Below are 13,131 nucleotides of genomic sequence, written 5' to 3'. Positions count from 1 at the left end.
GCAGTTACGAAAGGAACCGGTTATGGAACCCCGCGTGAATCTCTTCGAGAACAAGATCACCGCCGGCTACGTCAAGCGGCTGGTCACCGCCGGTAAGGTGGCCGAGAGCTCGGGTCTGCCCGCTGCCACCTACGAACTGGTGAAAATCCGGGCCAGTCAGATCAACGGCTGCGCGATGTGCCTGGACATGCACACCAAGGACGCCCTGCACGCCGGGGAATCCACAGTGCGGATCAACCTGGTCGCCGCCTGGCGGGAGGCCACCGTCTTCACCGAGGCCGAACGCGCCGCGCTCGAACTCACCGAGGCGGGCACCCGGCTGGCCGACGGCGGCGGGGTGAGTGAGGAGACCTGGCAGCGGGTGCGCAAGCACTACGACGACGACCAGATCGGTGGCCTGCTGGTCGCCGTCGCCACCATCAATGCGTGGAACCGGCTCAATGCCCTCGCGCACACCCCGGCCGGGAACTACGAGCCCGGCCAGTTCTGAAACGGTGCCGGGGCGGGATTGTGTCGAGCATCACTTTCCCTCAGGCGATTCCGCCCCGCATCCCCCTCCGTGGTCGGCTGCCTGGTACCGTGACCAATCGTGCAGCGCGTGTATTTCTGGTTTAGCAAGCCGGCCCGGGGCGGGTCGGTCTGCGGCTACCACGCGCGCTGACCAGTTCCCCTGAGCCGGATGACGACCGGCTCGACGGGTGAATCTTTCCGTGGGTCGGCCCGAACGAGAAGGACACCACCCACGATGACAACCGCAGTCGATATCGACGCCCAACATTCCGATCTGGACGATCAGCGCACCCTCAGTGTGAGCCCGCTGCGCTCCCCGGCCGAGGTGCGCCGGGTCCATGCCATCACCGACGATCATGCCGCTACCGTGCGGGCCGGACGTAAGTCCACCGTGGAAGTTCTCAACGGGGTCGACGACCGCCTCATGGTGGTCGTCGGTCCGTGCTCGGTGCACGATCCGGTCGCCGCGCTCGACTACGCGCGACGGCTGGCCGCCGCGTCGGCGGAACTCTCCGACCGGCTGCACCTGGTCATGCGGGTCTACTTCGAGAAGCCGCGCACCACGCTGGGCTGGAAAGGGCTGATCAACGATCCGCATCTCAACGGCAGTTTCGATGTCAACACCGGGCTGGGTATCGGCCGTCAGCTGCTGCTCGATATCACGGCGCTGGGCCTGCCGGTGGCCTGCGAGTTCCTCGACCCCATCACCCCGCAGTACATCTCGGATCTGGTCTCCTACGGCGCGATCGGTGCGCGCACCGCGGCCAGCCAGGTGCACCGGCAGCTGAGCAGCGCCCTGTCCATGCCGGTCGGGATCAAGAACGGAACCGACGGTGATGTGCAGGTCGCCGTGGACGGGGTCCGGGCGGCCGCGGCCAGTCATGTGTTCCCCGGTACCGATCTGGACGGCCGGGCCGCGCTCATCCAGACCGCGGGCAACGAGGACTGCCATGTGATCCTGCGCGGCGGGTCCAACGGCACCAACTACGACACGGCCTCGGTGGCCGACGCCTGCGCGCGGCTGGAGAAGTCGAGACTGCCGCAGCGGATCGTGGTCGACGCCAGCCACGGCAACAGCAACAAGGACCACCGGCGCCAGCCCGTCGTCGTCGCCGATATCGCCGAGCGGCTGGCCGCAGGTGAACCGGGTGTGGTCGGCGTGATGCTGGAGAGCTTCCTGGTCGAGGGCCGCCAGGACCTGACCCTGGGCCGGTCCGCCGATCTCATCTACGGCCAGTCCATCACCGATGCCTGCATGGACTGGGACACCACCGCCGCCCAGCTCGGCCGCCTGGCCGACGCCGTCGCGCAACGCCGCCGACGCTGACGATCCGGCCGCTGCGCCGTACGGACCAGCGGTCCGCGGCGCGGGCGGCCGGGCCGGCGATCGGGTGAATCCCGCCGCTACCACCGAACGTCGCGGATCAGACCCCGGCCGGCCAGCCGTCCGCCGGGCCGGGCGGATCGGTGTTCAGGCAGGCGGCCATCCAATGGTCGCGGCGGCTTCCGCGTAATACGCTGCCCAGCCGGGCCAGGCCTTCGTAGCGGAACCCCTGTTTGCGGGCCACGGCGGCGGAGGCGTGATTACCGACGAAAGCCCGCCAGTGGATACGGGTCAGTCCCATCCCGTCCGGGTCGAAGCCGAAATCGCATGCCAGCGCGATCGCCCGGGACATCAGTCCCTGCCGGCGGTACTCGGCGGCGACCCAGTACCCGATTTCGGCGGAGCCCTCGTCCTGCGGCCGCACGCCGAGCCCCAACGTCCCGATGAGACGGCCGTGCTCGCCCGAACGGATCGCCCAGGTGGGGCTGTTTCCGGCCCAACCCTCGGCCGCCCTGGTGCGGACGAAGTACTCGGCATCCGCGCGCCCGTAGGGCACCGGGATGGTCACCCATTCGGCGATCGACGGGTCCTGACAGCATTCGACGATCGTTTCGATATCGGATTCCGCCGGCCGGCTCAGCCAGACGGTCCCGTCGGTCAGTGTGCGCTCCTCCACCCGTCGATGGTGGCAGCCCGGGAGGGGCTGCGGCATCCGATTTCTCGGGCCGGGGCGCCGGGGCGCCGCCCGGTGGGGCGGCGGGGCTCCGTAGAATTCCGGCGGTGGTAGCCACGCTTCTCGCCGATCTCTTCGAGTCCCATCGCGGGCATCTGCTGGCGGTGGCCTACCGGCTGACCGGCAGCGTGGCCGATGCCGAGGACGCGGTCCAGGAGAGCTGGTTACGGCTGGCCGGCGCCTCGCAGTCGGAGATCGAGGACCTGCGCGCCTGGTTGACGACCGTGGTCTCCCGGCTCTGCCTGGACCGATTGCGCAGCGCCGCGGCGCGGCGGGAAAACTACGTCGGCCAATGGCTCCCGGAGCCGGTGGTCACCCCGCTGACCGGCCCGCCCGGCCCGGACCCGCTCGCCGCCGTGGTACAGCGCCAGGAATTCCGGATGGCCGCGCTGGTGGTACTCGATCAACTCACCCCGCCGCAGCGCGTGGCTTTCGTTCTGCACGAGGGCCTGCAGGTGCCCTACGGCGAAATCGCCGGCATCCTCGACATCACCCCGGAAGCGGCCCGGCAGTTGGCCGCCCGCGCGCGCAAGGTCGTACGCGAACAGACCCCGCCGGTCGCCGCCGACGGCGAGCACGCGGCGGCGGTGCAGAAACTGGTGGTGGCGCTGGGTACCGGCGATGCCCGCGCGGTGGCCGCGGTGCTGCATCCGGATGCGAAGATGATCGGCGATTCCGGCGGCACCACCCAGACCGCGCGCAATGTCATCTTCGGGCCGGCCAAGGTCGCCCGGCTGTTCCTCGGTCTCATCCGCCGCTACGGCCTGGACCGGCCGGGTGTCGATTTCGTGGCCGAGAACGTGGAGTTCGTGCGGGTCAACGGTCAGCTCGGAGTACTTGTCCATGCTCGTCCGGGTGACGGTGACTATCCCGGATTCCCGTCGCGGGTCCTGGGGTTCACCGTCGTGGACGGCATGATCCAGGGAGCCTACGACCACGCCAATCCGGCGAAACTGGGTGGGGTCCGGTTGAACTGACCGGACCGCTCAGGCCGGGGCCGGCCGAGTCCGGTCGGTGAGCAGCAGCGCCGCCATCGCACCCAGCACCGAACCCATCAGGAACCGCTGCGCGCGCAACCACAGCGGCCGTCCGCCCAAGAATCCGGCGACGGTCCCCGCGGTGCACACGATGAGAGCGTTCACCGCCAGCGCGACCACGATCTGCACCGCCCCGAGGCATAGGCTCTGGGCCCACACCGGGCCCGCGCCCGGCGATACGAACTGCGGAATCAGCGCCAGGTACATCACGGCGATCTTCGGATTCAGCAGGTTGGTCACCAGCCCCATGGTGAAGAGCTTGCGGGCCGGGTCCCGGGGGAGCGGTTCAGGGGTGAAGACCGAGACCGCACCCGGCCTGATCGCCTGCCAGGCCAGCCACAGCAAGTACGCGGCACCGGCCGCCTTCAATGCCGTGTACAGCGCCGGGACCAGAGCGAACACGGCGGTGATGCCGGTCGCGGCGGCGGTCAGATACACGCCGAAACCGGCGGCGACCCCGGCCAGCGAGACCATTCCGGCCCGCCTCCCCTGTGAAATCGTGCGGGAAACCAGGTACATCATGTTCGGGCCGGGAGTGAGCACCAGGCCGAGCGCGGCCACCGCCACTCCGGCCGCCGCCGCGAGTTCGATCATGGTTCAATACTGGCTTCGCCGGTCGGGTGGTGTCTCGGTCCAGTTCGTATCCACTGGTTGTGCCGGTGTCCGAGCGAGGGCCTTATCGGGCCTGCACGCGGTAACGGAAGAAAAGCTCGCCGCTGCTTGTTATGCGTGACTGTCCCGAGACGTCCCGGATGTGTAATCCGGCCGCAACCCGACATAGTCGAGTGTTGCGAGACACCCGGAAGGGTTGAGGCCTGTTTCGCCGTTCAGGCCTGGAAAGCGTATGAGCCGAAGGCCCGAGTCCCGAGGCCTGAACGGCGAGACCGATGGGGCCTCGATCCCGCGCGCCGCCAGGCGCGCCGAAAAACACGGTTCGGGGAGAATAGGTTGAAGCCGAGGTGAGGAGGTGTGTCCGTGGCAGACGGGCCGCTGATCGTGCAGAGCGATAAAACAGTGTTGCTGGAAGTCGATCACGAACTCGCGGATGTGGCGCGCCAGGCGATCGCCCCGTTCGCCGAGTTGGAGCGGGCGCCCGAGCACGTGCACACCTACCGGGTGACGCCGCTGGCCCTGTGGAACGCGCGGGCGGCAGGGCACGACGCCGAGCAGGTGGTGGACGCGCTGGTCGGGCACTCCCGCTTTCCGGTGCCCCAGCCGCTACTGGTGGATATCGTCGAGACGATGGCCCGTTACGGGCGATTGCAGTTGGTGAAACATCCCGCGCACGGACTGACCCTGGTCAGCCTGGACCGCGCGGTACTCGCCGAGGTGCTGCGGCACAAGAAAATCGCCCCCATGCTCGGTGAACGTATCGACGAGGACACGGTGGTGGTGCACCCGTCCGAGCGCGGGCACATCAAACAGCAGCTGCTCAAGATCGGCTGGCCCGCCGAGGACCTGGCCGGCTACGTCGACGGTGAGGCCCATCCGATCGACCTGGACTTCCATGGCGCGAGCTGGCAACTGCGCGACTATCAGGAGATGGCCGCCGATTCCTTCTGGGCGGGCGGGTCCGGGGTGGTGGTGCTGCCGTGCGGAGCCGGCAAGACGATGGTGGGCGCTGCCGCCATGGCGCGCGCCAAGGCCACCACACTCATCCTGGTGACCAATACGGTCGCCGGTCGCCAGTGGCGGCGGGAGTTGCTCGCGCGTACCTCACTCACCGATGAGGAGATCGGTGAGTACTCCGGCGAGCGCAAGGAGATCCGGCCGGTCACCATCGCCACCTACCAGGTGATCACGCGGAAATCGAAGGGCGAGTACAAGCATCTGGAACTCTTCGACAGCCGGGACTGGGGTCTGGTGATCTACGACGAGGTGCATCTGCTGCCGGCCCCCGTATTCCGGATGACGGCCGATCTGCAGTCGCGGCGGCGGCTGGGTCTCACCGCGACCCTGGTTCGTGAGGACGGCCGGGAGGGCGATGTCTTCTCGCTGATCGGCCCCAAACGCTACGACGCGCCGTGGAAGGATATCGAGGCCCAGGGCTGGATCGCCCCGGCCGACTGTATCGAGGTCCGGGTCACACTGACCGATGCCGAGCGGATGGCCTACGCGACCGCCGAACCCGAAGAGCGCTACAAGCTCTGTTCCACCGCGCACACCAAGATCGCGGTGGTGAAATCCATTCTGGACCGGCATCGCGGGGCGCCCACCCTCGTCATCGGGGCGTATCTGGATCAGTTGGAGGAATTGGGCGTGGCCCTCGACGCACCGGTGATCCAGGGGTCGACGAAGAACAAGGAGCGTGAGTCCCTGTTCGACGCCTTCCGCCGTGGCGAGATCCCGGTTCTCGTGGTCAGCAAGGTCGCGAACTTCTCCATCGATCTGCCGGAGGCGTCGGTGGCGGTGCAGGTTTCCGGGACCTTCGGTTCGCGCCAGGAGGAGGCCCAACGGCTGGGCCGGTTGTTGCGGCCGAAACAGGACGGCGGTCAGGCCCATTTCTATTCGGTGGTGGCCCGCGACACTCTGGACGCGGATTATGCCGCGCATCGGCAGCGTTTTCTCGCCGAACAGGGGTATGCCTATCGCATAACCGATGCCGACGATCTGCTGGGCCCCGCCATCGGACCCGGCGAACAATAAGGGCGTTCCGAACTCCACGAACTGTGTTAGGAATGGCGACGTGCGACGCTTCGAATTCGCGGTGGACCGCCGGCACGCCCACGCGGTCAATGAAGTAGTCGCCGGGCGCCGCCGAGTGCGGCTGTTCGCGGTGCTCGCCGCCGCCGCCGCAGCGGCCGCCACCGCCTATCTCGTGTGGCTCGGGCACCCCTGGTCCTATCCGCTGGCCCTGGCCTGTGCGCTGGGGGCGGTGACGGCGCTGTGGGTAGCGCTGTGGACGCCGCGCCGGGCCGGTATCGACCGCCTCTATGCCGAGGGCGAACTGGTGCCGGCGGTGGTGTCGCGGAGCCGGGCACGCGGCGCGGTGCTGCTCGCGCTGGTCAATCTGGCTCGCCGCGATTCCGGCGAGCAGCGGTACGCGCTGATCACCAAGAAGGTGCGTCGATTGCCGGGGCATCCGGTGGTCGAGGGGGAGCGAGTTCCGGCTGTCGCGGTGCGCGGTGACCGGACCACCCGCTCGATCGGCGAGCGCTGGCTTCCGGTCGAGATGATGCCGATCGCCTGGGGGACCGCCGATACCGCCGTGATCGAGCAGGCGCGCGCGGCCATCGCCGAGAACGAGTGGCGGCTGCTCGCGGACAACATCGCCCTCGCCGACGAGGTCCATCGCAGCGCGGCCAAGCGGTTGCTGCTCGATCCGGGCCCGCTGCCGGAGGGGCTCGGCGCCTGATCCGGTACTTGTTTGCTGCCGGACACCCGCTGAGCCGCATGTCGGGAAACGCTGGCGCGCCGCGTAATCCGGGAGACCGGAATTCCGGGTCGAAAGCGGCTAACGTCGTCGGGCGAGATCATCGGGGAACACAACTCGTCACGGAAGGTGGAACGCATGAGGCTCGGCCGCTGGCTGATCGCCGGGGTGATCGTGCTGGCGAGCCCGGCGCTGGTTCCGGCCGCGGCACAGGCGCCTTCCACATCGCTGTCGGGATCGGATGGCCTGGGCGATCCGTACTTTCCGCGCGACGGCAACGGCGGTTACGACGTCGCGCACTACGACGTGACCCTCGGCTACGATCCGGCCGACCATCAGCTCACCGGAACCACCCGGATCGACGCGGCCGCCACCCAGCCGCTGACCGCGTTCAACCTCGATTACAGCGGACCCCCGGTGCGTGCCGTGCGGGTGAACAACGCGCCCGCCGCCTTCGAATGGCAGGAAGCGCACGAATTGGTCGTGCGCCCGGCCCTGCCACTGCTGCCCGGCCTGCCCTTCACCGTCACCGTCGACTACGCGGGTATCGCCGCCGATACCCGCGGCGAGGGCTGGACCTACGCACCCAGCGGTGGTGTCTTCGCCGCGGGACAACCGCACGCGGCGTCCACCTGGTATCCGCTCAACGATTCCCCCCGGGACAAGGCGACCTTCGCGCTGCATACGACCGTGCCCGCCGAATGGGAGGTGGTGTCGGGTGGTGTGCGAGTGCGCGACGAGGTGCGCGACGGATTCCGCACGGTGAGCTGGGAGCAGCGGCACCCGGTGATCGGCTATCTCACCACTGTCGCCATCGACCGTTTCGAATACCTGGAGCAGCGCCGCGCGAACGGTACGCCGCTGCTCAGCGCGTTCGCGCCGGGCGCAGAGGATTTGCGGCAGTACGAGGAAAAGCTGCCGCAGGTGCTCGATTTCACCGAAAGCCTCTACGGCCCGTACCCGTTCGACACCGGCGGCGGAATCTTCCTGTCCGCCGACATCGCGTTCTCCCTGGAAACCCAGACCCGGCCCATCTACGCGGCCTGGGCGGACCTGAACACCGTGGTGCACGAGATCGCCCACCAGTGGTGGGGCGATTCGGTTTCGGTGGAAAGCTGGTCCGATATCTGCCTCAACGAATGCATTGCCAGCTATACCGCCGACTATCTGTGGCCCGAGCGGACCGAAGGCGCCGATGTGGACGCCGAATACCGCGAAACAGTCCGGGAGACGCTCGCGAAGCCGAAATTCTGGGCCGTTCCGCTGGAGGATCCCGGCCCCGAGAAGATGTTCACATCGGTTTATTACCGGGGACCGCTGTTCTTGCACGCCTTACGGAAACAGCTCGGGGACGGGGTCTTCTTCGCGGCCTTGCGGGAATTCGCGACCGTCCACGCCTACGGCAATGCCTCGATGCGGGACTTCCGTGCCTTCATCCAGTCCAAATCGCCGGCCGATCTCACCGGGTTCTTCGACGCCTGGCTGCGCGGTACCACGCCGCCGGCCGAACAGTACCTCTACCCCGGATCACTACGCGGCTGAGCGCAGCGGCGCCACGATCATTCGAGCAGCGCGACCGACGAGATCCGATGCAGGGTGAACTGCCGGACCGTGCCGCTGACCGGGTCCAGCGCGTCCAGCCGGCCGTTGCCGACTCGCACCGGCTCGACGATCCGCTGGATCGCGGTGCCCTTGGCGTCGACATAGCCGATGTGCACCTGCCGCCGCGCCCGCGCGGCCAGCTGCAGCAGTGCCAGGGCGGCGGCCGTGCTGGTGCGGGTGCCGTCGCTGCGTACCACCTGCCGGGAGCCGGCGGTCGCGGCGCGCTCCCCCGCGCGCAGTTCGGTGACCAGCAGCTCCAGCTGATCGCTCGTCGGTGCGGTCGGCCGGTACGGTTGCCGGGCCAGCGGTCGCACACTGATCCGCGCGCCGCGTTGACGCAGGTCCACAATCGCGCCGGAGGCGTCCTCACCTGCGGGTGCGAAACCCGCCCGGCGCAGCTCCTCGAACAATTCGCCCAGCGGTGCCTGCGATATCGCCACCGTCGGAGCGAGACCGCGTAGGGCCAGGGTCTCGGCCACCGGGGAGGCCAGGACCTGCGCCAGTAGTGCCGGGTCCTCACTGCGCACGAACGACTGCGCCATCCCGGCCCGCAACCGGCCGTGCCGCCGTGCCACATCGTCGATCAGGTAGGTGAGGGTCTGCGGCACCGGAGTCCGGGAATGCCGGGAGAAGAGGCTGTGCAGCTCGGCGGCGGTGAGACCGGCGTCGAGGGCGCGACGCAGGGTGGACTCGCCGAGCCGGTAGACGGTGGCCGCACCGGCCGACTCCACATCGGCGACCAATTCGATCCGGCGTTGCAGATCCGCGGTCAGCGGTCCGGGCGCGACAACCGTGAGGTCGGCCTGGACCAGCACATGGTCCACCGGCTCGGGGAGGGCGGCCTCGAGCGCGGTTTCGGCGGCCGCGAGAGTATCGGTCAGCAACATCCGGCCCGCGCCGGTGAGCGCGCCCCGGCCCACCACACCGAGCGCGGCGGCCTCGTACAGGGTGTTGTCGACCACTTGCCGGCGGAAATGCCGGCGGCGACGCGGGGTGCGCCAGGCCAGCAGCTGGGCGAGTCCGGCGGGGTCGAGTTCGGTGCCGGGCGTTTGCTCGGCGAGTGCCGCGAGCACGATCCGCCGGTCCCGCACGGCGTAGGGCACCCGAAGTTCGTGCGCGAGCGCGGCCAGCGGTTTGTCCGCGGCATCGCGCAGGCCGATCATCCACGGATACCGGTCCAGCTCCAGCCAGGCGTGCGCGAGTGGAATCCAGCGCCGGGCCGACGGCGCCTCCAACCAGGAATCCGCGGCGGGGGTCGGCGCCCAGAAATCGTCGGCGTCGGCCTCCGGCGGCGGGTCGGGGAACCCCTTCTCGATCAGTTTCGCCGCCGCCAGCAGTTCCACCAGCAGGCCCGCCCGGGTTTCGTCGATACCGGCCGCCTTGGCTATCCGGCGCAGCTCCCGCACGCCGAGACCGCCCGCGCGCAGTGCCGGAGCGGGCAGTTGGCCCAGCACTTCCAGGATGGTGGCGCAGTGGCGGAGCAGTTCGCCGACCTCACCCGCACCGACGCCGTCGACCTCACCCGGCGGGTGCGGGGTCGCTCGGGGTTCGGGTTCGGCCAGCCGGTACGGGTCGGTGACCGGTTCGCCGCGCAGCATCTGGCCCACGACGGCCGGTAGTTCGACTGTCTCGTCATCGATCCGGCGGAGCAGCCGCATGGCCAGCAGGCGGGGTACCGGACGGTCGGCGGGCGCTTCCGGGGCGGCATCGCGGGTGCGCCCACGGGGTCCGGTCTCGGCGAGTTTGTCCAGTAGCGCGCGTTCGGCCTCCGAGAGGTCGGTGAGCGCGGCGGCGATCTCCGATTCGGACAGTGCCGCGGTGGGCTCCGTTCCGCTTCCGGGCGGCCACGGCAGCGCCTCGGCGACAGCGGGTACCAGGCGGATACGGTCGCCTTCGAACCAGAGCAGCGCCCGGTCGGCCAGTTCGGTGACGGCCGCGTCCACCGTCGCGGCCTTGGCGCGGGCACGCAGGGCGCGTTTGAGTTCGGTGCGGGTCATCGGTTCACCGCCGCCCGCGGTGTGCAGGGCCAGCACTTCCACGATCGCGAAGGGCACGGTGCCGAGATCGTCGGCCGCGCGCAGTACCGAAGCACGCTGTTCGGCGCGGGCGGCGAGCACCGTCATGGAGGACGGCAGCGGTACCGCGAGATCGGGCCGACGTTCCAGCAGTGCCACCAGCTGTGCGTCGGATCGGGCGCCGAGCCAGGCGGTGAACGAGTCTTGGCCGGTCATCGGGTCCAGACTAGCCGGACCCCCCGGGTTCGGTGGGGGAGCGGGCCGGTCACCCCCGCCGTTGGGTCCGGCACACCGGCCCGGGGGTGCGGCGGGTGTCGCCGAGGCGGTTGACATGCGGTCGCACCGCGGGGACATGCCAGAATGAGGGTGTGGTGAACAAATCGAAGAAACCCTATATCGACAACGGCTGGCCCGAGGTGGCCGACGGTGAGCACGCGGTCACCGAGCTGTCGGCGTCCCGCTCCGGTAATCTCTCGCCCTTCGGCGAGGACACCGAGTTCCCGGTGGCTGCCGACCAGCTGCCGTATCTGCACCCGCACACAGTGATCAACCGCTGAGCGGACCAACGAAAGAACCCCGCGTCACCTGAGGGTGGAGCGGGGTTCTTTCGTAGCCGGGTGCCCGATCAGGAGGGCAGCAGGCCCTTGTTGGCCTCGAAGACACTGAGCAGACCGGGATCCAGCTGCGGGGTGCCGGCCTTGACGGCCTCGAACAGATCCAGCGCGGGCTGCGGGACCTGCACGCCCTGCGCCTGCACGGCGGCCAGCGCGCGGTCCACCGCGGTGTAGACCTCCTGGGTCTGCGTCTGGGCCTGCGCCGGAGCCTGCTGCGGTGCGGCCTGGTGCTGCGGGGCGGGGGTCTCGGTCTGGACGGCCGGAGTGTCGGCCGGGGTTTCACGCGGGGTCGAGCCGCTGCTCAGGCCCAGCGAGGAGGAGCAGGAGGGCCAGGCGCCCCAGCCCTGCGAGGCGAGCACGCGCTCGGCCACCACGATCTGCTCTTCGCGGCTGGCCTGGTTGGCGGTGGAGGCGTATTCGCCGCCGCCGTTGGCCTGCCAGGTGCTCTGCGAGAACTGCAGTCCGCCGTGATAGCCGTTGCCGGTGTTGATGGCCCAGTTGCCGCCGGCTTCGCACTGCGCGAGTCGATCCCAGTCGGAGTCGGGTGCCGCGCTGGCTGTACCGGCGAGGGCTACACCCGCACCGCTGATCATGGCGCCGGTGACGGCAACCTTGGCCACAGTGCGACCGGTATTGGTGGGCTTGCGATGGCGTCCACTCATTCGGGTTCGTCTTCCTCTCGTACGCACCTGCGAGGTCTTCGCTCGGGTCCAGGCTGAGAGGGTGCCCGTCCCGCCCTCACCCCTGTGGTTTCCGTTGGGTTCCGGTACCCGCGGGGCGAGGTTCGGTGCGGCGGGCCGGTGGGCCGGATGTGCCCGGCTGGGGTAGACGGTACGACGTTCCCGCCGAAAAATCACTATTTGGTAACCGGCGTGTGCGGATGAGTTGCGGAGCGGTCACATGCGGCGCTCAGCGACTCTGCGCAGCTAGTGGGACTGCGTTGGGTATCCGTCGTAGGACACGCTGCCCCGTTATCATGCCGTTATGTGATTATCATCACATAACGGTTGGGTCGCGGTCAGGCCGGGTACTGGACAGTTGTCACCTGGATCTGCGGCCCGAGCGCAGCGCGAAGATCAAGGCCGCCACGAAGCCGGCGGGAGCCAGCATGGCGCCCAGATACAGCCAGAGCCCCGGTTCGCCATCGGTGAGGATCGGCGTGAGGAAGATCGCCACCACCGACAGCAGTCCGAGGGCGAAAAGACCCAGCGCGAGCTGAAGTAACCAGTTGCCGGGGGTGCGCCCGGACGAGGGGCCGGAGGGCCGCGGATCGGCAGGATTCGTCACCGTTCGACCGTAAAACTGATGTGCTGGCGCTGTGCCCACCGGGGTAGACTCGGAACGATCTCGCGTCCTGCATGCTTGTGGGGCGCGTTTTTCGAGTAGGGGAACAGACCTGCCATCAGCGGGTTCCAGCAGACGAGCGTGCCCCGGCCCGGTGGGCCGGGCGCCGAACAGACGAACGGGTGAGCGCAGTGCCGACCGGCAAGGTGAAGTGGTACGACGTGGAAAAGGGCTTCGGCTTCCTTTCCCAGGACGAGGGTGAGGACGTCTACGTCCGCTCGTCCGCGCTGCCCCAGGGCGTCGAGACGCTCAAGCCCGGTCAGCGGGTCGAATTCGGGATGGCGGCCGGACGGCGCGGGCCGCAGGCGCTGAGCCTGAAACTGGTGGAGGCGCCCCCATCGGTACGGCAGAACCAGGAGCGCAGCGCGCGCAAGGAGCCGGTCGCGCGTAAGCACAGCCCCGACGAACTGCACGGCATGGTCGAGGACATGATCACGCTGCTCGAAGCGAAGGTGCAGCCCGATCTGCGCAAGGGCCGCTACCCGGACCGCAAGACCGCGCAGCGGATCTCGGAGGTGGTGCGCGCGGTCGCGCGGGAACTCGACCGCTGACCCGACGCGCGCGATGTCGTGGGCCGGC

General features: G+C 69.0%; 13 protein-coding genes. 8 read left to right on the top strand and 5 right to left on the bottom strand.

The features are described from left to right. Positions 1-22 precede the first annotated feature (22 nt). Positions 23-490 carry a carboxymuconolactone decarboxylase family protein gene (locus NS4_RS27410; protein ID WP_063062381.1) on the top strand — a complete coding sequence of 156 codons (468 nt, stop codon included), beginning with the start codon at positions 23-25 and terminating at the stop codon, positions 488-490. A gap of 255 nt (positions 491-745) precedes the next feature. After that, positions 746-1,837 carry a 3-deoxy-7-phosphoheptulonate synthase gene (locus NS4_RS27405; protein WP_063062380.1) on the top strand — a complete coding sequence of 364 codons (1,092 nt, stop codon included), beginning with the start codon at positions 746-748 and terminating at the stop codon, positions 1,835-1,837. A 97-nt stretch (positions 1,838-1,934) separates the two neighbouring features. Here NS4_RS27405 and NS4_RS27400 read toward each other — a convergent pair whose 3' ends face one another. Further along, positions 1,935-2,510 (bottom strand): GNAT family N-acetyltransferase, encoded by a 576-nt coding sequence (locus NS4_RS27400; RefSeq protein ID WP_063062379.1) that lies wholly within the window; start codon positions 2,508-2,510, stop codon positions 1,935-1,937. A gap of 104 nt (positions 2,511-2,614) precedes the next feature. Here NS4_RS27400 and sigJ point away from each other — a divergent pair, with 104 nt between their 5' ends. Next, positions 2,615-3,544: an RNA polymerase sigma factor SigJ gene (gene sigJ / locus NS4_RS27395; RefSeq protein ID WP_063062378.1), complete on the top strand. Its 930-nt coding sequence runs from the start codon at positions 2,615-2,617 to the stop codon at positions 3,542-3,544. 9 nt (positions 3,545-3,553) lie between these two features. Here sigJ and NS4_RS27390 read toward each other — a convergent pair whose 3' ends face one another. Then, positions 3,554-4,198, bottom strand: a complete 645-nt coding sequence (locus tag NS4_RS27390) for a LysE family translocator (protein ID WP_063062377.1) — start codon at positions 4,196-4,198, stop codon at positions 3,554-3,556. Between the two features lie 381 nt (positions 4,199-4,579). On the opposite strand from NS4_RS27390, the gene NS4_RS27385 reads away from it, so the two are divergent. The 3 genes from NS4_RS27385 (at position 4,580) to NS4_RS27375 (ending at position 8,519) form a co-directional block, all read left to right on the top strand. Then, a complete protein-coding gene (locus NS4_RS27385) occupies positions 4,580-6,250 on the top strand; it encodes a DNA repair helicase XPB (protein WP_063062396.1) in 1,671 nt (556 codons plus the stop codon). Between the two features lie 40 nt (positions 6,251-6,290). Next, positions 6,291-6,959, top strand: coding sequence for a DUF3239 domain-containing protein (locus NS4_RS27380; RefSeq protein ID WP_063062376.1), 669 nt, complete (start codon positions 6,291-6,293; stop codon positions 6,957-6,959). 156 nt (positions 6,960-7,115) lie between these two features. After that, a complete protein-coding gene (locus NS4_RS27375) occupies positions 7,116-8,519 on the top strand; it encodes a M1 family metallopeptidase (protein WP_063062395.1) in 1,404 nt (467 codons plus the stop codon). Between the two features lie 17 nt (positions 8,520-8,536). On the opposite strand, the gene NS4_RS27370 is transcribed toward NS4_RS27375, so the two are convergent. Continuing rightward, positions 8,537-10,810 (bottom strand): helicase-associated domain-containing protein, encoded by a 2,274-nt coding sequence (locus NS4_RS27370; protein WP_063062375.1) that lies wholly within the window; start codon positions 10,808-10,810, stop codon positions 8,537-8,539. A gap of 152 nt (positions 10,811-10,962) precedes the next feature. Here NS4_RS27370 and NS4_RS27365 point away from each other — a divergent pair, with 152 nt between their 5' ends. Beyond that, positions 10,963-11,151, top strand: coding sequence for a hypothetical protein (locus NS4_RS27365; protein ID WP_063062374.1), 189 nt, complete (start codon positions 10,963-10,965; stop codon positions 11,149-11,151). Positions 11,152-11,219: 68 nt separating this feature from the next. On the opposite strand, the gene NS4_RS27360 is transcribed toward NS4_RS27365, so the two are convergent. Both NS4_RS27360 and NS4_RS27355 read right to left on the bottom strand, forming a co-directional pair. After that, complete coding sequence (locus NS4_RS27360) at positions 11,220-11,870, bottom strand: transglycosylase family protein (RefSeq protein ID WP_063062373.1); 651 nt, start codon at positions 11,868-11,870, stop codon at positions 11,220-11,222. A gap of 379 nt (positions 11,871-12,249) precedes the next feature. Beyond that, positions 12,250-12,495, bottom strand: a complete 246-nt coding sequence (locus NS4_RS27355) for a hypothetical protein (protein ID WP_063062372.1) — start codon at positions 12,493-12,495, stop codon at positions 12,250-12,252. A gap of 188 nt (positions 12,496-12,683) precedes the next feature. Here NS4_RS27355 and NS4_RS27350 point away from each other — a divergent pair, with 188 nt between their 5' ends. Further along, positions 12,684-13,103, top strand: coding sequence for a cold-shock protein (locus tag NS4_RS27350; protein ID WP_063062371.1), 420 nt, complete (start codon positions 12,684-12,686; stop codon positions 13,101-13,103). Positions 13,104-13,131: the final 28 nt, after the last annotated feature.

It is taken from the genome of Nocardia sienata NBRC 100364 (assembly GCF_001613205.1).
GTDB lineage: Bacteria > Actinomycetota > Actinomycetes > Mycobacteriales > Mycobacteriaceae > Nocardia > Nocardia sienata.
The sequence above is the reverse complement of the archived record's forward strand: the minus strand, read 5'-3'. Positions and strand labels throughout refer to the sequence as shown.